16 protein-coding genes are annotated in these 19,164 nt (G+C 59.0%); 6 read left to right on the top strand and 10 right to left on the bottom strand.

Annotated features, from left to right (window positions below):
* Positions 1–1,404 carry an MFS transporter gene (locus tag G463_RS0107925; protein ID WP_245575726.1) on the top strand — a complete coding sequence of 468 codons (1,404 nt, stop codon included), beginning with the start codon at positions 1–3 and terminating at the stop codon, positions 1,402–1,404.
* Positions 1,405–1,444: 40 nt separating this feature from the next.
* Here the strand turns inward: G463_RS0107925 and G463_RS0107920 are convergent, their stop codons facing one another.
* The 3 genes from G463_RS0107920 to G463_RS0107910 all read right to left on the bottom strand — a co-directional run bounded on the left by G463_RS0107920 (position 1,445) and on the right by G463_RS0107910 (position 3,926).
* On the bottom strand, positions 1,445–2,395 hold the full coding sequence (locus G463_RS0107920) for a GNAT family N-acetyltransferase (RefSeq protein ID WP_026974733.1): 951 nt from the start codon (positions 2,393–2,395) through the stop codon (positions 1,445–1,447).
* A gap of 68 nt (positions 2,396–2,463) precedes the next feature.
* Positions 2,464–3,408, bottom strand: a complete 945-nt coding sequence (locus G463_RS19420; protein WP_051322083.1) for a diguanylate cyclase domain-containing protein — start codon at positions 3,406–3,408, stop codon at positions 2,464–2,466.
* A gap of 146 nt (positions 3,409–3,554) precedes the next feature.
* Positions 3,555–3,926 carry a VOC family protein gene (locus G463_RS0107910; RefSeq protein WP_026974732.1) on the bottom strand — a complete coding sequence of 124 codons (372 nt, stop codon included), beginning with the start codon at positions 3,924–3,926 and terminating at the stop codon, positions 3,555–3,557.
* A 168-nt stretch (positions 3,927–4,094) separates the two neighbouring features.
* Between G463_RS0107910 and G463_RS0107905 the strand changes: the two genes are divergently transcribed.
* Positions 4,095–4,523: a DUF4395 domain-containing protein gene (locus tag G463_RS0107905; RefSeq protein ID WP_026974731.1), complete on the top strand. Its 429-nt coding sequence runs from the start codon at positions 4,095–4,097 to the stop codon at positions 4,521–4,523.
* Positions 4,524–4,576: 53 nt separating this feature from the next.
* Here the strand turns inward: G463_RS0107905 and G463_RS0107900 are convergent, their stop codons facing one another.
* From G463_RS0107900 to G463_RS0107890, 3 genes are read right to left on the bottom strand one after another with little or no spacing between them, the layout of a single operon-like run.
* Positions 4,577–5,113: a GNAT family N-acetyltransferase gene (locus G463_RS0107900; protein ID WP_026974730.1), complete on the bottom strand. Its 537-nt coding sequence runs from the start codon at positions 5,111–5,113 to the stop codon at positions 4,577–4,579.
* Positions 5,114–5,165: 52 nt separating this feature from the next.
* Positions 5,166–7,205, bottom strand: coding sequence for an ABC transporter ATP-binding protein (locus G463_RS19415; RefSeq protein WP_035486271.1), 2,040 nt, complete (start codon positions 7,203–7,205; stop codon positions 5,166–5,168).
* Positions 7,202–8,992: an ABC transporter ATP-binding protein gene (locus G463_RS0107890; RefSeq protein WP_026974729.1), complete on the bottom strand. Its 1,791-nt coding sequence runs from the start codon at positions 8,990–8,992 to the stop codon at positions 7,202–7,204. The genes G463_RS19415 and G463_RS0107890 overlap by 4 nt, the downstream gene beginning before the upstream one ends.
* A 173-nt stretch (positions 8,993–9,165) precedes the next feature.
* Between G463_RS0107890 and G463_RS0107885 the strand changes: the two genes are divergently transcribed.
* The 3 genes from G463_RS0107885 to G463_RS0107875 all read left to right on the top strand — a co-directional run bounded on the left by G463_RS0107885 (position 9,166) and on the right by G463_RS0107875 (position 12,208).
* Positions 9,166–9,735, top strand: a complete 570-nt coding sequence (locus G463_RS0107885) for an acyl-CoA thioesterase (RefSeq protein WP_051322082.1) — start codon at positions 9,166–9,168, stop codon at positions 9,733–9,735.
* Between the two features lie 192 nt (positions 9,736–9,927).
* Positions 9,928–11,301 carry a sugar porter family MFS transporter gene (locus tag G463_RS0107880; protein WP_026974727.1) on the top strand — a complete coding sequence of 458 codons (1,374 nt, stop codon included), beginning with the start codon at positions 9,928–9,930 and terminating at the stop codon, positions 11,299–11,301.
* A gap of 115 nt (positions 11,302–11,416) precedes the next feature.
* The gene (locus tag G463_RS0107875) at positions 11,417–12,208 is read left to right on the top strand and encodes an ABC transporter ATP-binding protein (RefSeq protein WP_035486270.1); all 792 of its coding nucleotides are present in this window, start codon (positions 11,417–11,419) and stop codon (positions 12,206–12,208) included.
* A gap of 53 nt (positions 12,209–12,261) precedes the next feature.
* Here G463_RS0107875 and G463_RS19410 read toward each other — a convergent pair whose 3' ends face one another.
* The 4 genes from G463_RS19410 to G463_RS0107855 form a co-directional block, all read right to left on the bottom strand.
* Entirely contained in the window at positions 12,262–13,785 is a 1,524-nt protein-coding gene (locus G463_RS19410) for a S53 family peptidase (RefSeq protein ID WP_169725445.1), read from the bottom strand.
* A gap of 250 nt (positions 13,786–14,035) precedes the next feature.
* Entirely contained in the window at positions 14,036–14,872 is an 837-nt protein-coding gene (locus G463_RS0107865) for a hypothetical protein (RefSeq protein ID WP_026974725.1), read from the bottom strand.
* A gap of 100 nt (positions 14,873–14,972) precedes the next feature.
* Positions 14,973–15,863 carry a DMT family transporter gene (locus tag G463_RS0107860; RefSeq protein WP_035486294.1) on the bottom strand — a complete coding sequence of 297 codons (891 nt, stop codon included), beginning with the start codon at positions 15,861–15,863 and terminating at the stop codon, positions 14,973–14,975.
* A gap of 142 nt (positions 15,864–16,005) precedes the next feature.
* Positions 16,006–17,157 (bottom strand): acyl-CoA dehydrogenase family protein, encoded by a 1,152-nt coding sequence (locus tag G463_RS0107855; RefSeq protein ID WP_026974723.1) that lies wholly within the window; start codon positions 17,155–17,157, stop codon positions 16,006–16,008.
* 257 nt (positions 17,158–17,414) lie between these two features.
* Between G463_RS0107855 and G463_RS0107850 the strand changes: the two genes are divergently transcribed.
* Positions 17,415–19,151 carry a phospho-sugar mutase gene (locus G463_RS0107850; protein WP_026974722.1) on the top strand — a complete coding sequence of 579 codons (1,737 nt, stop codon included), beginning with the start codon at positions 17,415–17,417 and terminating at the stop codon, positions 19,149–19,151.
* Positions 19,152–19,164 lie beyond the last annotated feature (13 nt).

The following is a 19,164-nucleotide window of genomic DNA, read 5'->3' as shown; positions in this document are numbered from 1 at the left end:
GTGCCAGATGACACAGATTTCGGAACGATCACCCAACAGCATCCCATCCGTCACCGCCGCTGGCTCCTCATCGCCATCGCGCTCGGCGTCCTGCTCAATCCCCTCAATTCATCCATGATTTCAGTGGCCCTGAACCGCCTTGAACACGCCTTTCAGTTGAATTTCACCAGCGCGTCGTGGCTCATCTCCACCTACTATTTGGCCAGTGCCATCGCCCAACCCGTGATGGGCAAACTGGCGGACACGTTCGGCCGCAAACGCGTGTTTCTCGCAGGTTTGCTGTTGGTGGCCGTCTCATCCGCCTCCGCACCGTTTGCACCGTCGTTCACGTGGCTGATTGTGCTGCGCCTGATTCAATCGTTCGGCAGCGGCGCCATCTACCCAGCCGGTATGGGCATTGTGCGCAAATACATCACGGACGGACAGGCTCAGTCCCTGGCATTTTTGGCTGTGTTTTCCTCCGGTGCGGCGGCATTCGGGCCATCCATTGGCGGGCTGCTGATGCATTGGGGAGACTGGCCGACGATATTCTGGATCAATTTCCCGTTCATCCTCGGCAGTTTCACGCTCGGTGTCTGCATGTTGCCCAACGATGGGCGCCGCGGCACCGGGGAGCGCACACCCTTGCGCGAAGCGTTGCAGCAGTTGGATCTGGAGGGCATCACTCTGTTCACGCTCAGCATTGTGCTGTCGCTCGTCTTTCTGTTGTCCGTCACCGACCATCCGCTGTGGTGGGCTGCCGGAGCGGCCGTGCTGGCCATCGCCGCCTTTGTTTGGCGGGAGCTTACCGCACATACGCCGTTCATCAACCTTCGGATGTTTCGGCAAAATCCCGCTTTCGCATGGGTATTGATTCAGTTCGTCACCGTCAACACAATCTTCTACTCCATCTTTTTTGGCATGCCTACGTATCTGCAGGAGGTCAGGCACTTCACCCCGCAGGACACCGGACTAATCATGCTCTGCGTCGCTGGCTTTGGCGTCATCATCGCTCCCATCGCCGGGCGTTGGGTGGCGGCCTCCGGCTCTCGACCGCCGCTGCTGTTGGCCGGGCTCTGCATGACGGTGGGATCCAGCTTGTTCCTTGTCCTGCGAGCTCACGCCCCCGTGTGGTGGTTGTGCGTGAACCTGTCCATCCTCGGACTGAGCAATGGATTCAACAACGTCGGCCTGCAAACCGCGCTGTTTCAGGTGACGCCGCAACAAATCATCAGCGCCGCGTCCGGATTGTTTCAAACCTCCCGCTACATGGGCACCATCCTGTCCACCTTGCTGCTCGGTGTGTTGTTTGGCAACCACCTTAACACGGCGGAAGTGCACTCCCTCGGTGGCGTGCTGACCTTGCTTGGTCTGTGCGTCCTCTGGATGAGTTGGAGAATTCCAAAGAAGCGCCTCGGCACATGATGGGACCAAGGCGGGCAAAATATCGCGTCGAATGGCCGGATCACGCCGGGTCGTTGTGAAACGTCAACCAGCCCGGCGTCGCCGCAAACGGCAGCTCGTCCAGCACCGTCATGCTCCCCGCGTCCGTCGATGCGGCCTCCAGTGTCACGCGCCGCGCCCCATTCGCCGCTGCATAGGAGATCTGGGCCAGTGTCACGGCCAGGAGAAGCTGCCGTTTCGCGGGCGCGTGAGCAGCGGCGACGCCACGCCATCCCAGTTCCATGGACTGTTGGATCCCGTTGTGCAACAGCGCCACGGCAACCGGCACCCCGTTGCATTGCACCACCAGGCTGCCATCCGGCACCGCATTCTCCTGTAGCAGCGCCAACCAGTCCACCAACGCCATGTCCGCCGGCGGGTCGTGCCGATGGGACGCTGTATACACCTCGCGAAACAGTTCGGCCAACGCCAGCCTGTCCGCGCTCCGCTCCAGATAATCCGCCAGGGAGTGAACCGTGTATCCGGCCTCCTTCACCCATTCCATCAAGGGCCGGAACGCCTCCACGTCCACATCGCGCACAGACAACTGCCCGATGTATTTGGCCTGGACTTGGTGGAAACCGAGTGCATGGAGAAACCGGGCCGTCCGGCCTTCCGCTTTGTGTGCCCACAGCGATGTGGACAGCGGCAACGCTTCCGGATTGAGTTCTTCCAGACACGCGGCCAATTGTCGACCCAATCCCTTGTGGCGATAGGCGGGATGCACCATCACACCACAGCGAAGGCGGTTCGGATGCATCGAATCCCGCCAAACGGAAGCAACCCCAACCACCACCCCGGACACATCTGCCACCGTCGTCCGGGCCGGAACATCGGAGGACGCCTCCCGTTCCACAGGGCCGAACCGGTAATAGTGACGCACGCTGCTGTCATCCCCCCATACGGAATGCAACAGCGCGCGCAGCGAAGGAACGTCCGCCTCGTCGAAGGCTCGTAATAGAATTGGCTTCATCACGGTTTCCTTTCTATGACAAAATCACTCTGTGACATCGGTTGCACCACTGCCTCTGAGTCCACCACTCACACATCGTCTGTCCGCCTCGTCTCCGGAACGGATGCGGCTGTGTTTCGGAGCTGCCGATACATGACGTATCGGCCGCCGCCGGTGTTTTTCGCCGCCTGCAGTGCCGTATCCGCGCGCTGAATGACGCGCTCCAAATCCGGCCCGTCCGTGGGATACATTGCAATCCCGACACTGATGGACGCTTCAAATGAAGCGTCGCCAAACGTCCATGGGCGGCGCATGCTTTGCAGCACCCGTTCACTGATGCGGATGGCCTGGTCCTCATGCTCGACCGCCGATATGGCGACAAATTCGTCCCCGCCAATCCGGCACAGAATGTCCGCCTGCCGCAGACAGTTCTTCAAGCGCCGCGAGAGGGCGACCAGAAAATCGTCGCCGATGCCATGCCCGAATGCGTCGTTGATGGACTTGAAAATATCACAGTCCATGTAAAACACCGCCAACAAGCACGATCGTTCCTTGGCACCTGCCTCCAGCGTGATGAGACTGTCCAACAGGTGGCGGCGATTGGCCAACCCGGTGAGTGGGTCGTGGTATGCGAGATGCGCCAACTGCCGTTGATGGAGTTCCCTGGACGTGATATCCCGGGTAATGGCCAGGACGTGCGTACAACGGCCGCGATCGTCCACAATCGGAGACAGCACCGTCTCCCCATATACCCCGTTGAAATCTTCCACATATGAAATGACCTGTTTGGTGGTCGCTGCCTCTCGATAGTACGCGTTCAGCAACTCCGCCCTCTGCGGCTCAAGCACCTCATCCATGGTTTTTCCGTAGACATCCGGTGGCAGGCTTGCGGCTTTCATCGCGGAAGCGTTCACCAGGATATACCTAAATTTTCCGTCTCCACCATATTCCATGAGAACAAGTAGATCCGGAATATTGCTGAACAACATTTTTAACATATCGCGGTTATCCTGGATGAACTGATTCAAAAGCACTCTGCAGCCTCTCCTCGGTCACGGGCCGCCGGACGCAACCCCTCCAGCGGAAGCAAGGATTGTATCGTTTGGCAAGTGACAGATGGTGTGAAAGGTGAAGCCACCCATCGTGATGGGATGGCGCCTGCCCGATGGGATTCGGTCATTCAATCATCCGGGCTGGCCAGGACAAACGTGTTTCCGTCCGGATCGGCGAAGATGGCTTCCATTCCGCCCCAGTTCGCCCTGGTGAGCGGCTTGATGAAGCGCACCCCGCGCTCTTCCAACACTTTGCAGGTTTCTTCGATATTGTCCGCGGTGAACGAGACATTTTGAAAACCGCCAATCCTATCCTCTTGCCCTGGCGGCGTGAACAGCACCACGAGCGTATCCGAACCCGGCGGCTGTAGTTCAATCCACCGCTGTCCGTTGCCGAAAGGTTGGTCGGTTACCACCTGAAACCCCAATGCATCCCGATAGAATTCCAGCGACCGCTCCTGGTCGCGGACGGGAATACTCACGAATCGCACTCGAATCATCGGGAGGCCTCCTGTTCCTCAATCGTTGATCGCACAGTTCAACGTACATTATAGAGGAACAGAGGCCACAGTTCTACGAATCCACGTCCATCGCAGAAATTCCAGCTTTCCATCCCCGCCATGTTCAGGTAATATTCTTATATACCGATATGAAAAGGTGTGATTTCAATGGCACGCGCTTCGTCCATTCCTCGTCCGTTGGTGCGAACCAACCAATGGGTGATTGTGCTTGCCGTCGTCGCCACATGGTTGACCGGCATCCACTGGTTCTTGCTCATTCCACTGGTCGCCGGCCTGATGGGCCTGTTCACCGGATTTCATCCCATCATGCGGGTGGCGCGGCTGTTTCTCCGCAAGCCGCTGTCATCCTATATCCCGGAAGACCGAGACCAGCAACAGTTCAATCAGTGGATTGCTGTCATTTGTCTGGCCCTTGGTTGGCTCGGGTATCTTCTTCACTGGACCGTTGTCGCCGTCGTGTTCACGGCGCTGGTGGCTGCGGCCGCGTTCGTCGCCATCCTCGGCTTCTGCGTGGGCTGTTTCATTCGCTACCAGTGGACGCAATACCGCCACCGCCGCCGGACGCGGACGTCCTGAACCCCATGCGGGGAGCGGCGAACGGACCGTTCGCCGTTCCACCTGCCGCTTTGTTATTGCACCCAGTTCAGCACTTCTTCCGGATCGGCCACCACCCGGCCGTAGTACTTGAGCGCCCGGAAATTGTGAATCTCCCGACAGACCGTGGACATATGTCGCAAGATGGTGCGTTCTGAGACTTCGTTCGGCGACCAGTAGTAGACGTCCATGGTAAACGAAGTGCCGTCGTCGTCAGATCGCGTGTACTCAATATGATTGGCCCGATGAAAGCCGTTACGCTCATAGAATCGGACGCGCCGCAGGGTGTCTTTATCCTCCGCATCTGCCGGCTCCACTTCAAGTACGATGGTCTTTCCCTTTTGCTTGAACCGATTCAGTATCTGGCTCCCCACACCGTGTCCCCGCGTCCCCGGATAGACGAGCAGATAATCGATGAACAGAAAGTCAGGAAATTCGGCGTAGGTGACCACGAATTGGTCAGTCTCCCACTTGCGGTACGCACTGTGGTGCGAGAGCAACTCGCGCATCTGTCCTTCGTCTTTCATTTCATGTTCGGGAAAATACGCCTGCAGTTTGTTGAACCAATCCACGACCCTTCCCCCCTCGCGGTGCTCCCCATAGCTTAAGAGTCCGGACGCGGATTTATGCGCGGTGAGAGGATGCGCTGGTTTCCGGCAGCAAACTATGCTGCAATTGATACATCTGGTAGTACCGCCCCCGCCGCGCCATCAGCTCTTCATGGCTGCCCCGTTCCACAATCACGCCCCGGTCTAACACCAGAATGACATCCGCGTGGCGAATGGTGGACAGTCGATGCGCGATGATGAGCGTGGTTCTCCCCCGCTTCAGCACATCGAGCGCAGCTTGAATGGCGGCCTCCGTTTCGGTGTCGATGCTGGACGTCGCTTCATCCAAGACCAGGACGGCTGGGTCAAACGCCAGCGCCCGGGCGAAGGAGATCAGCTGCCGCTGCCCCGCCGACAGCGTTCTGCCCTGCTCGAGCACGGGTGCATCCAAGCCGCCCGGCAGGTGTGCCAGCACCTGATCCGCCCCCAACTCGGCCAGCGCCCATTGCACCCGTTCCCGGGTGATCCGCGGATCGCCGAGGCTCACGTTGTCGGCGACGGTGCCGGTGAACAGAAATGGATCCTGCAGGACAATGCCCAGGTTGCGGCGGACCTGTTGACGCGGCAGGGTGGTGATGTCCACGCCGTCCAACCGGATGGTCCCGGATTGCGGATTGTAAAAGCGAAACAGCAGGTTCATGATGGAACTCTTGCCCGATCCGGTGTGACCCACGATGGCCACCGTCTGACCCTGTCGCGCTGTGAATGAGATCCCCTTGAGAACTTCGTGCTTTCCGTCATAGGAGAAGTGCACCTGGTCAAACTCGATATCTCCGCGGAAACGGGGCACTGCGTCGGCGTCCACCAGGGGTTCTCCGGGCTCATCCAACAGTTCAAAGACGCGTTCGGCGGAAACGCGGGACTGCTCCAGGTTCGCCAGCTGATTCACAACCTGAACCACGGGTTGAAACAGCCGCGTCAGACAATCGATGAATGCGTACAGGGCGCCGAACGAGATGACGGTGGAAAGGTGCAGCGACCGCCAGCCGAAGTACGACAGCAACGCGAGGAAGAAGACGTTGCGCAACGCGCCGGCCAGGTTGAAACCGGTGGCGGAATTGACCCGCAGCAGCCGATTCTGTTCCAGGAACTGCCGGTCGTTCAGCGATTCAAACTCCGCGCGCACCGCCTCCTCGCGGTGGAACGCGTGGATGACCGGCATGCCTTGAACCATTTCGTGAATCATCGCGTTGATATCGGCCACGAGGGCGCGGATGCGTTGATTGACGCGCACCGCGTAGCGCCGATAGGCCCAAATCCAGAGCATCAGCAACGGCACGAGCAACAGGCAGATGCACGCCATCACCGCATCCAGCAGGAACAATGCGAAGTAGATCCCCGCCATATAGATGACGCTGGAGCAGATGTTGGCCAGCACCGTCACGAACAAATCCCGGATGGTTTCGGTGTCATTCGTGATTCGCGACACCACTTTGCCTGCGGGTGTCCGGTCAAAGTAAGCGATGGGAACGCATTGAATGTGGGCAAAAACGTCGAGACGCATGCGCTGTAAGATTCGGTTTGCTGCGACCTGAAACAGCCATTGCTGTCCATACGTGAATAAAGATGAAATCGCCAGCAGGGCGAGGTACAGTCCCGCCAGTTGCCAGAGCGCCGGCACATCCGGCCGATAAAAGGCCAGGAGTTCGCCGCGCGTCAATGGCACCGCCTGCACCGTCACATGCTGTGAGCCGTGGGTGATGGTCAACTGTGTCCCGTTCAGCACGCGCACGCCGTCAAACGGAAGCGCGGATGGGATGAAGTAAAACGAGCGGCCGACCTGCAGAATGTGGACCTCTGGACCGTGCGCCTGCCCCGGCTGCAACCGATCCGCTCGAACGTAAAACTGCCCGTGGTAAAGCACCGCCCCCTGAGTCTCGGCGGTGGTCCGGTACCATGGCTGTTCAATGCCAAGAATGTGCCGGTCAATCATGGTCTTGGCGATGAAAGGACCGCACAACTCAGATCCCACAGCAACCACGAGCATGAGCAGCGCGCCCAACAACGCCCCTTTGTACAGCCACGCGTACTTGAACAAGCGCCGGCCCACCGTCATTCGCCATCCCCGCCTTCTCGCTCAACATCCCCTGATTCCAAATCGGACGCCATGGCTTGCTCCACCTGCTGCCGTTCGTACTGCGCCTGATACCAGCCGCCCGCGCCGACCAAGTGAACGTGGGGCCCTTCTTCCACCACCCGGCCATCGTCCAACACGATGATCCAATCCGCGTGCTCCACGGCCGACAGGCGATGGGACGCGATGAGGGTGGTTCGGCCTTTGCGACAGGCGCGAAGTTGCATCAAAATATGTGCCTCCGTGCGCGCGTCCACCGCGGACAAGGCGTCGTCCAGAATGAGGATTTCCGGATCCTTGATGAGAGCCCGGGCGAGCGCGATGCGCTGTTTTTGTCCGCCGGACAAAGACACACCACGCTCACCGACCAGCGTGTCCACGCCGTTCGGCAGCATCGCCAAATCCTCGCGAAATCCGGCCATCCAGAGCGCCGCCAGCACGTCCTTGAGCGGTGCGTTTGGTGCGGCAAAACGGACATTGTCGGCGACCGTTCGCGAGAACAACATCGCTTCCTGCGGAACATACCCCAACCAGTTCCGCAATTGGTCCAGGGGAATCTGCTCAATGGGCACGCCGCCCAACAAGATCTCGCCATCCCCCAACGGATATTCCCGCAACAACTGCTTGAGCAGCGTCGACTTGCCACTGCCGGTCCGGCCCACCACGCCGAGGGTCTGACCGCGCCGGAGATGCACGGACACGTCCCGCAGGCTGTCGTGGGCGGCCAACGGGTATCGGAAGGTGACGTGGCGAAAAACTATCGAATCCGGCGCGGACACGGACACCGGGGTCGGTGCCTCTGTCACATCGGGCGGGTACGCCAAGGTCTGCTCAATCCGGTCCAGAGACGCATTGCCGCGCTGCATCGTGTTCATCAGTTCGCCAATCGCCAGCATGGGCCAGATGAGCATCCCGAGATACACGTTGAACGCCGTCAATTCACCGAGCGTCAATTGACTGTGAAAAACCATGTCCGTGCCGTATCCGAGTCCAATCAAATAGCTGATGCCGACCAACAGCTTGATGGTGGGTTCGAACATTGCATCGATTTTTGCGACCGCCACATTCTTTTGGTACACATCGTCCGCGATTTCCTGAAAGTGGGCGAACGCTCGGCGTTCCTGTACGTAAGCGCGCAGCACGCGAATCCCCGAGATGGTCTCCAGCACGCCGTTGTTCATGCTGCCGAACGCGTCCTGGGCCAGCGTGAAACGGCGGTGCACCATCGAACCGTACTTTGTTACCGCAACCGCAATGACCGGCATGGGCAATAGGGAAAGCAAGGTGAGCTTCCAACTGATCAACATGCCCATGGTCAGGAGGATGGTGGCGGAATAGGTGGTGGCGTCGACGAGCGTCATCATGCCAAAACCGACAGTTTGCGAAACTGCTGTCACATCGTTGGTGGCCAGCGCCATCAGGTCGCCGGAGCGGTGGCACTCAAAAAACGGGGCCGTCATGCGCAAAAAATGTTGAACGAGGCGCAATCGAAACGTGCGTTGAAGCAGATAGCTGCCTCCGTACAACTGATACTGCCAGGTGAATCCCATGCTGTAGGAAGCTGCTGCCAACAACGCGTAAAGGGCCAGCATCACAAACAGTTTGGAAGGGGTCAGGGTCCCCTGATTCATCGCATCGATTACGTTCCCCACCAATTTTGGGGGCGCGACTTCCACGAAATTCAAAATGAACAGCAAACCGAGGGCAATCGAGTATCGCCGCGAATGTTGGCGAAAAAACCAGAGCAGCTTGCCCAATACGCTGAACATGCCAGTCAACCTCCGGATTCACCACTGTAGCACTGCCCAGGAAGACTGTCAATTCGCACAACAAAGCGCATCGGGAGCGTGTGAAAGAACCCGCATGCGCAGATTTTGGATGCCGTGAAGGTCCCAGGTATAATGGCTATGGCGTGGTCTGTCATACCAGTTCACACGGACCCATGTCCAGGTTATCAACACGGCCGACAGAAGGAGGTGAACCTGCCTTGGAAGCGAAAAAGTGCAAGGAATCCCGATGTGTGAAAATCAGTCGGGTATTCCCATCGGATTTCAATGATCACGACACCCTCTTCGGCGGTAAATTGATGGCATACATCGACGACATCGCCTCCATCTCTGCTTCCCGGCACGCCAGAACCGAGGTGGTCACGGCGTCCACCGATTCCGTGGACTTTCTCACACCCATTGGCAAGTCGGACTCGGTGTGTCTGTCGTCCTATGTGACATGGACCGGAAGAAGTTCGATGGAAGTGTTTGTAAAGGTGGTTGCCGAGAATCTGAAAACCGGTGAACGGCGCATCGCCGCCACCGCATTCTTGACATTTGTGGCCCTGGACGATGAGGGGAAACCCACCCCCGTCCCCAAGGTCATCCCGGAAACGGATGAAGAGAAGAAACTGTATGAAACCGCGCCGGTCCGCGCTGAACTGCGCAAGCGGCACCGCGCGGAAAGCCAAGCGTTGGCCGCCCATCTGAAAGTGGACAAGTTCTGGGACGAGACCATGATCTGAGCGCGATGCCATCTGACCAGCGTGTCCGCTGCCGGACACGCTGGTCGCGCTTTCCCGCACCGCAGGAGGCGCAGTGACTCGAAGAGACAAACGGGAACGGCGAACCTGCGTACACGAACCTGCAGCAACCGGCCAGCCGCTTCTCGCGGTGGATGCGTCACCCTTCAAGACAATCAAAGGAGAGAATCAGACTTGGCAAAGACTGTGCACAGCTCGGACCGCGTGGACGTAGGGTTTGTCGTCCTCACCTCCCTGGTGGCGGCGGTGGGGGGACTGCTGTTCGGCTACGATACAGCGGTCATCTCCGGCGCCATCGGGTTCATGCAGCAACTGTTTCACCTGACACCGTTCATGCAGGGCTGGACGGTCTCCAGCCTCATCGTCGGCGCCATCATCGGCGCAGCGTGTTCAGGATTTCTCAGCGACCGGTTCGGCCGCAAACGCATTTTGATGCTGTCCGCCATCCTCTTTTCATTGGGAGCGATTGCGTCCGCCACAGCGGGCAGCGTGACCTGGTTCACCATTGCGCGCATTGTGGGCGGCATTGGCGTGGGCATCGCATCGACGCTGTCGCCATTGTACATTTCTGAAATTGCGCCGTTCCGACACCGCGGCAGACTGGTATCCCTGTACCAATTGGCTGTGGTCATCGGCATTTCCGCCATTTACTTTGTGGACGCCGGCGTAGCCAGTCTCGGAGGCACCGAATGGGATATTCACACCGGCTGGCGTTGGATGTTCGGATTGGGACTGGTACCGGGCATCGTGTTCTTGGTGTTGCTCGCCTTCGTCCCGGAAAGCCCGCGCTGGCTGCTGAAACAAGGCCATGAGTCGCAGGCATTCTATATTCTTCTGCGCGTCAACGGATCCACCCAGGCCAAGCGCGAGCTGGATGACATCAAACAGGCCATCGCCACCGAAACGGGGCGTTTGCGTCAGCTGTTCCGTCCCGGATTCCGCAGGGCGCTATGGGTTGGCGTGATCCTCTCCATCTTCCAACAGGTCACAGGCATCAACGCCGTCATGTACTACGCGCCTGAAATTTTTAAGCAGACCGGCGCGGGACAGAACGCGTCGCTGATTCAAACGATTCTGGTCGGCGCAGTCAATCTGTTGTTCACGCTGGTGGCGCTGTGGCTGATTGACCGGGTCGGCCGTAAAGTACTGTTGTTGGTCGGATCCGGCTGTATGACCATCTGCCTGATTGTGGTCGGATTCGCGTTCCACACAGGGCACATTCAAGGCTACCTGGTGCTCATCTTCATTCTGCTGTTCGTGGCATCGTTCGCCATGTCTCTCGGGCCCGTTGTCTGGGTCGTCATTTCCGAGATTTTCCCGACGCACATCCGCGGCCGCGCCACGGCCATCGCGTCTCTCGCGCTCTGGGCGGCGGACTACCTGGTATCCCAGACGTTCCCGGTCCTGCTCACGGGCATTGGTGCAGCGCTCACATTCTGGGTGTTTGCGGTGATGTCGGTCCTTACATTCCTGTTCACAATAGGCGTCGTTCCGGAGACCAAGGAGAAGACACTGGAGCAGATTGAGCAACTGTGGTCGCGCGGCTAGCGCTTTCTCGCCGTCCCATCCGCACGTGGCGGGTTCCCCAGGCGTCCATTGTTCGCTACAATGAGTGGCAATGCGACGCCGCCCGTGCGGGACGAGGAAGGGGATAGGTTCTGCCATGCAATCCACCATCATCCATGTGAATCAGGTCACCGTCCAGCGAAATGGAAAAGCGATTCTGAATGACATCAACTGGCGGGTGGAGCGAGGGCAACATTGGGCGGTCATCGGAGCGAACGGCGCCGGCAAGTCGACGCTGTTGAATGTGCTGAATGGCTACCTGTGGCCGACCCGCGGGCAGGTTCAGGTACTCGGAGAACGGTATGGTCACACGAACATTCAGGACGTGCGAAAACGCATAGGTTGGGTCAGCGTGGCCACCGCAGATACGCTGGTGGAGTCCCATCCGGGTGAAACGGCCGTCCGGATTGTTGTGGGGGGCAAATACGCGTCCATCGGACTCTGGCAGCAGCCGTCGGCGGCCGACCTCAACGAGGCGCTGGCGATGCTCGACGCGTTTCAAGCAGGAGAACTAGCGGCGCAGCCTTTTCACACGTTGTCCCAGGGCGAACGCCAGCGCGTGCTGCTCGCCAGGGCGTGGATGGCCCACCCCGACCTGTTGGTGCTCGACGAACCGTGCACGGGCCTGGATATTCGCGCGCGGGAACGGCTGTTGTCCGCTCTCGAACAGCGGGCTGCAGCACCTGATGCACCGACACTGCTGTACGTGACGCACCATCCCGAAGAAGTCCTGCCGTTCTACACGCACGCGCTAGTGCTGAAGGATGGCCGGGTCCTGGCGCAGGGGCGAAAGTTCGATGTGCTCACCGCTTCCATACTGTCCGAAGCACTGGACCTCACGGTCGACGTGGTGTGGCAAAGCGGTAGACCGTGGGTGCACGTTCTGTGATGCTACTGGCACCGTCGCCGCAGCGGCGGTGCCAGGCTGTTCTGAAAGTCCGTTTATTCGTATCGCACGCCGTGATAGATGACAAATCCCACAGGATGGTGCGTGAAATGCAACACGGCGTCGCCCGGGTTGCCAATCGACGGGTAGATGCGATTGACCGCCACGAATTCCCCCTGCAGTTCCATCGGCTGGCCCGGCGCCAAATCCGGAATGGGCCTTGGCAGCCCCAGCGAATCCCCGTAGCGAATGGCGCAAAACAGCTCGGCGGGAATATCATTCGCCGATACGCCGCGCGCCTGGAGTACATTCTCCACAGTCACAAGCAAATGATGATGAGATGCACCGTGTGTGGTCTCATCCGGTTCGACGGTTCGAATGATGGCAGAGATATGAATCACCGGATGCGCCGCCGTGACGGATGATGGTGTTGCAGTCCCAACCGAAGGATCCATCACGTCTTCCGCCGCGGCCAAGTAGTTGATGAATGCGGTGGCGTCCACGCTGCCCCAACCGGTGCAGGCATCCCAACCGGGGCCGGCGCTGAAGCCAGGAACCCCATTGTACGTATTGTTTCCCACCGTCACGTCGCGGTAGCCCGCAGAGGCGGGAGACCGGTACAGAAGCTCTGTGACATGGGCCAAAGGCTGCCGGCCACGCTGGGCCCGCCGTTGGTTGGCGAGCGCGATGATGGCAGCCAACACCGGACATGCGACCGACGTCCCCCCTACCACTGCGGGTTTCCCATGAAAAACGATCTGATAGCCGGTGGCCGGATCGGCATTCAGAGCGACATCTGGAATCCCGCGTGTCACCAGGTGCAGAGCGGCCTGATATGGCGTGCGCCCAAAGACCGCGCTGAACCCGCCGCCCGTCGCGCCTCCGTTGTCCGGACCGTTGTAGGTCCACGCGGTCTCAGTGCCGTCGGGCTGCAGGGAGGTGCCGCCCACGGCCACCGCGGCGGGTACGGTGGCCGGTGCGTCCGCGTGGGGAGTCAAGGGGCCGCGGAGGTTGTGCATCCCGTACGCTCCCTGATCCCCGGATGCGATACAGACGGTGACGCCCCGCGCGCTCAGTTGTTCCACCAGGTCGGAAATTTCCGTCAGCGACTGGGGAGCGAAATTTGTTTCCGCGTCGCCGTAGGATATGGAGAGGACAGAAGGTTGATGAACCGTATCGCGAAGAATGTAGCGCAGCGTTCGAATGAGCGCCTGGGCGAACTCGTCATACGTACGTCCAGCGTTCGCCTCGTATACAATGAGGTGGGCCTTCGGTGCGACGGCGCCGGCCCACTGCAAGTCCAGAGAGGCTTCTTCGTCGTCCGGGTTGATTCCCCCGTCATTACGGGTGCCATCCACACTGACGAAGGTGAGTCGCGGGCGCGCGATGCCGTGCAGCGACCAGAATTGATGAGCGTCGCGGAGACTGTAGCCATTAGAAAATTCAAGGATGCCTATCGTTTGACCCGCGCCGTCCAGGTCTGCCGGAATGTTGTACAGTCGCCGAATGTCGGCAGGATAGTAACCGTTCCCATTGTTTGGCACCACATCTCCTGTCGCGAACAGTACTTTCCGTTGCAACTGCATCGCCTCCTGTCATGTGCCCCCGCCGTTCGGGTGGCGTTCGCTGCCAGCCCCAAAATGACGAATCATTCCGAGTTCTGTCCCTCTCATTATAAAATGCGAAGGACAACGAGGCGACGAGCACAACGGCGGACAAGCCGGTAGAAATGGGCTGACCTCCTTCCAGCGCGTTCAGGCGCCTTCCATCGGCATCATGCGCAACAGCCCCCGCTCGCGTCAGAGCGGGGGCTGAGACAGGACGCACGACTCATGAAAACTGATTGAAGTTTCCGCGGGCTTGGGACAAATCCTGCTGGATCTGTTGTTGAACCGCCTGCGGGTTGCTGCCGAACTGGGATAGCGTGCCGGTTGCGTAACCTTGCCCATACGCCGCCTGACCTTGGCCCGCTGCGTTGCTGAGGTCATTGCGGATCTGCTGCTGCACCAGCTGCGGATGGGTGCCGAATTGCGACAAAGTTTGTCCAGCATACCCCTGTGCCTGACCGTAGCTTGCCTGTCCCTGGCCGTACGGTGCCGCTCCATAGCCGAGATCACTGCGAATCTGTTGCTGGATGGCCTGTGGATGGCTGCCGAACTGCGACAGGGTGGAACCGGAGAAACTCTGTGCAGGACCGTACGCCGCCTGCGCTTGTGCGGCGCCGGCATACTGGCCATAGCCCAAATCCTGCTGGATCTGTTGCTGCACCACCTGCGGATTCGTGCCAAACTGCGACAGCGTATTGCCATACGCCCCGCCGTACTGCACGTTGCTCGCGTAGCCCTGTCCCAAGTCTTCGCGAATCTGTTGCTGAATGGCCTGCGGATGGCTGGCAAACTGTTGCATCATTTGGCCAGCCCCCACCGGGGGGCCCTGCGGGGCGGACACCATGGGTTGTCCGTACGAAGGGGCCAGATCCTGGCGGATGTGGGATTGAACCACCTGCGGGTTTGTCCCAAACTGGGACAAGGTCGATCCGGAAAATCCCTGCGCCGGATACCCGACTTGACCTTGGCCGCCGCGCAAATCCTGTTGAATCTGGCTCACCACATTCTGCGGCTGGCTGCCGAACTGGGAAAGCGTACTTCCACCGCGATACGTCTGCACATCATCAACTCCTTGCCAACAAAAGATTCGGTATCGCAGTTGAAGTATGTGCTTCCCGGGTCAACCTATGCGTTGGCAACGGACATCTTGCCAGCCACCATCAGACTTTGGACGACCCCTCCAGACCGGCCACGGGCGTGCGGTGCTTCGGCCTGGTTCGCCGATTGACCAAGTAGATGCTGGCGACAATTAGCACGATGCCCACCAGCAGGTTGACCGTGATGGGTTCGTGCAGTGCCAGTGTGCCAGTGACCACTGACAACAGCGGAACGAGAAAAGTGAAGGAGGCCACTTTGCTCGCATCGCCCGCCTGCACCAATCGGAAATACAACAGCCAAGCCGCCGAAACGCCGAGCAGCGCGCCGTACGCCAGGCCGAACCAGTACTGCCCGTGCGCAAATTGGATGTCCGACCAGCGTTCTGTGAGGAGTCCGTACAACGTGGTCGCCAATCCACCCCAAGTAAACTGCACGGCGACCAACCACAGACCGTCCACCCGGTCCCCCACTTTCTTGACGTAAACGGCCCCCAACGCCCAACTGATGGCAGATCCCAGCGCAAACAGAATGCCTGCAACAGACAGGTGCCCACTCAGACTCTCCGCGCTGATGCAGGCCACACCGAGAAATCCAAGCACGAGCCCAATCAATTTCAGCACCGTCATCGGCTCACCGAGCCACATCCAGGCGAGCAGTCCCACCAGCACCGGCTGCAGGTACACAATCACCGAGAACAGACCGGACGGGAGATATTGCAGCCCGATGGTCTGCAGCGCAAAAAACAGAACGGCGTTAAACACGCCCGAAATCACATACACGCGCCAACATTGCCGCCAGCGCAGCGCATGCCACCGCGGCAGAGCCAACATCAGCATGAAGATGCCTCCGAGGAAACAGCGCATGCCGGCAAACAATACGGGTGGTGTATCCATCAACGCCACCTTGTATATGGGCCAACTCAACCCCCAAATCAACACCAACGCCGCAATCATCCAGGCAGATTTGGTTCGCGACAATCCAGCCACTTTCCACACACCCCCACGACCTGTCCCGGCTGTCTGTTTCATGGAACGAAACGTATTATAGCCGAAACAATTCATTGTGCAAGGGCCATGGAACCTCCCGCCGGCGCTGTCAACGGGTGTATTCCTTTTTCAACTGCGCCGCAATGATGTTTTTCTGAATCTCAGACGTTCCCTCGTAGATGCGCGTGATGCGCGCGTCTCGGTAGAACCGTTCAATGGGATACTCCGCAATGTACCCGACACCCCCGTGAATCTGCACAGCCTTGTCGGCAATCCGGTTGTACACCTCGGAGCCGTACAGCTTCAACATGGCCGCCTCTTTCACCACATTCATGCCCTGGTCTGTCATCCACGCCACGCGATACGTGAGCCAGCGCAGTGTCTCAATCTCCACGGCCATCTCGGACAAATAATGTTGAATAATCTGTTGTTCAAAGATGGGCTTGCCAAACTGCTCGCGTTCGAGCGCGTAGCGCACCGAGCGGTCGAGCAGATACTGGCAAGAGCCGAGACACCGTGCGGCCAGACCAGCTCGCCCGTTGGCCAGAATTTTCAGTGCGTTGACGTAGCCCTGGCCCTCTTGTCCCAGCACGTTTTCTTCCGGTACCTCCATATCCTCGAAATACAGCTGCGCCGTGTGCGACCCGTGCAATCCCATCTTTTTCTCCACCTTGCCCATCTGAAAACCCTTGAAATTCCGCTCGACAATGAACGACGTGATTCCCTTGGGCCCCTTCGCAGGATCTGTCACCGCCATCACGGTGAACACATGAGCAATCGGTGCATTGGTGATGTAAATCTTTTGTCCGTTCAGAATGTATCGATCGCCCTTCTTCACCGCCGTCGTCCGGAGTGCTGCCGCGTTCGACCCGGCCTGCGGCTCCGTCAACGCGAACGCCCCAATCCATTCGCCGGTGGCCATCTTTGGCAGGTACCGCCGCCGCTGTTCTTCATTGGACAGCTCCACAATCCCCACGGAACCAATACCGTTGTGCGCGCCGAGAATCGTTGTGTACCCATTGATGGTCTTGCCCAGTTCCTCGTATATCGCGCACTTTCCGAGCATGCTGAGTCCCATGCCGCCGTATTCCTCCGGAATGCTCAGACCAAACAGTCCCAGCGCCTTCGACCGCTCCAGCAATGCATCCGGTACACAATTTTCCTCTTCAATTTGCATGGCGAGCGGTTCGACCTCGTTCTCCACAAAATCTCGGACAATGTCTTTCATCTGCAGTACTTCTTCCGGCAGCTCAAAATTCATCGTCACGCCTCCATTTCTCCGCGTCATCATCGGACGAGGGAACGCATTCCCCCCCGGGCGTCCATGCGCCACCCCTAATATTTCATATATGAAATACTGTTACAAATAAGAATTATGATTTTATTGTAAGACGCTTATGTAAGCGCCGTCAATCACCGCCCAACCACACATGGATATCTGTTCCAGATTGACACAGAATACAGCATGAAGGGATGCAGACATCCGATGGACAAATTTCACAGCAAGGAGTCGAATTTGTGGACGCACAGCGAGAGTTCGAAACGTGGCTGAACCATGCACAGCTGCCCGACGATGTACGGAACGAGCTGGAACACTTGAAGGGTAATCCGGATGCTGTCAACGACTGCTTTGGGAAAACTTTGGAATTCGGCACCGGTGGCATGCGCGGTTTGATGGGCGTTGGCCCCAATCGGCTCAACATTTTCACGATTCGCCGTGCCACATTCGCGCTGGCGCAGTTTCTGATGCAAACCGTCGCGGATGCCAAAACCCGGGGCGTCGCCATCGGTTACGACTGCCGGCACCACTCCCGAACCTTTGCACAGGAAGCCGGATTGACGCTCGCGGCCCTCGGCATTCGCGCGATGGTGGCGCCCGTTCTGTGTCCGACGCCGGAGGTGTCGTTTGCCATTCGCCACCTTCGGGCCGCTGGCGGCATCATGATTACGGCCAGTCACAACCCTCCGCAATACAATGGCTATAAGGCGTACGGTCCAGCGGGGTATCAACTGCTGCCTGAGGATACGAACCGGATCCACGAGCTGATGATGCAGCAGGAAGATGTGTTTGCCCTGCCCACGCTGCCCTTGGCAGACGCAGAACAGAAGGGATTATTCCAATGGTGGGACAATGCCCTGACCGAACGCTACGTCCGGTCGGTCGTACAATCCGTCGCAAGTCCCGCCGTGACGTCCGAGGACCGGCGGAATTTGACCGTGGTCTACACGCCGCTGCATGGCGCCGGAAACCGGCCGGTGCGACAGGCGCTCGAGCAGGCCGGTTACAAACACGTGCATGTGGTTGCAGAACAGGAACAGCCGGACGGTGATTTCCCCACGGTGAAAAGTCCCAATCCCGAGGAGCACAGCGCCCTCCGCCTCGGCATCGAAGCCGCCCGTGCACGGGATGCGGACCTGGTCCTCGGAACCGATCCGGACTCGGATCGAGCGGGCATCGCCGTTCGAACCCGGCATGGCACGTACGAGTTGTTGAGCGGCAACCAGGTTGGCGCCCTGCTCATCGACTTTCTGCTCTCCCGGCGAAAGGAGACGAGGACGCTGCCGGCCAACGGCGTTGTATTCAAAACGGTGGTAACGTCGGACCTGGGGGCGGTGATTGCGGCCAGCTATGGTGTGGCCGCTGAGAACGTGCTCACCGGGTTCAAATACATTGGCCACGGAGCCACCGTGTACGAACAGACCGGCGCCCACACGTTCCTGTTTGGCTTTGAAGAGAGTTATGGATATTTGATCTCGCCGATAGTCCGGGACAAGGACGCGGTGCAAGCCTGTCTGGCCATCGCCGACATGGCCGCCTGGTATAAACGGCGGGGAGCGACCCTCATCGACGCGCTGCACCATCTGTTTGCGCGCCACGGGTGGTTTGCCGAACGATTGGTCACGGTTCCGCTGAATGCGGGCGAAGGCGCGAAGGAAGTGGAACGGGTCATGGACGGATTGCGAAAACAAGTGCCGACGGTGCCGGACCTGAACCTCTCCGCTGTGGAGGACTACCTAACCTCGGAGCGACGGACCCTCGGCAAAAGGAGTGGGCAGGACGCGGTCGATCCGCTCTCTCTGCCGCGCTCGAACGTCCTCAAATATATTTTTGAAGATGAGAGTTGGATGGCCATTCGGCCATCCGGCACGGAGCCGAAGATCAAAGTCTATCTGGCCGCCCGCGGCGTCAACGAAACGGAGTGCGAAACCAAGCTGCAGGTGATGCAGGACGCCATGGAACGGCATCTGCAATAAGATCCGCCTCGCC

The organism is Alicyclobacillus contaminans DSM 17975 (assembly GCF_000429525.1).
In the GTDB taxonomy this organism is placed as follows: Bacteria; Bacillota; Bacilli; order Alicyclobacillales; family Alicyclobacillaceae; genus Alicyclobacillus_A; species Alicyclobacillus_A contaminans.
The sequence above is the reverse complement of the archived record's forward strand: the minus strand, read 5'-3'. Positions and strand labels throughout refer to the sequence as shown.

Excerpts from the sequence above, each read along its gene's own strand:
- G463_RS0107905 (WP_026974731.1), top strand. The coding sequence starts at position 4,095 with ATGGCACGCGCTTCGTCCATTCCTCGTCCGTTGGTGCGAACCAACCAA.
- G463_RS0107920 (WP_026974733.1), bottom strand. The coding sequence starts at position 2,395 with ATGAAGCCAATTCTATTACGAGCCTTCGACGAGGCGGACGTTCCTTCG.
- G463_RS0107890 (WP_026974729.1), bottom strand. The coding sequence starts at position 8,992 with ATGTTCAGCGTATTGGGCAAGCTGCTCTGGTTTTTTCGCCAACATTCG.
- G463_RS0107910 (WP_026974732.1), bottom strand. The coding sequence starts at position 3,926 with ATGATTCGAGTGCGATTCGTGAGTATTCCCGTCCGCGACCAGGAGCGG.
- G463_RS0107855 (WP_026974723.1), bottom strand. The coding sequence starts at position 17,157 with ATGAATTTTGAGCTGCCGGAAGAAGTACTGCAGATGAAAGACATTGTC.
- G463_RS19415 (WP_035486271.1), bottom strand. The coding sequence starts at position 7,205 with ATGACGGTGGGCCGGCGCTTGTTCAAGTACGCGTGGCTGTACAAAGGG.
- G463_RS0107885 (WP_051322082.1), top strand. The coding sequence starts at position 9,166 with ATGTCCAGGTTATCAACACGGCCGACAGAAGGAGGTGAACCTGCCTTG.
- G463_RS0107875 (WP_035486270.1), top strand. The coding sequence starts at position 11,417 with ATGCAATCCACCATCATCCATGTGAATCAGGTCACCGTCCAGCGAAAT.
- G463_RS0107860 (WP_035486294.1), bottom strand. The coding sequence starts at position 15,863 with ATGATTGCGGCGTTGGTGTTGATTTGGGGGTTGAGTTGGCCCATATAC.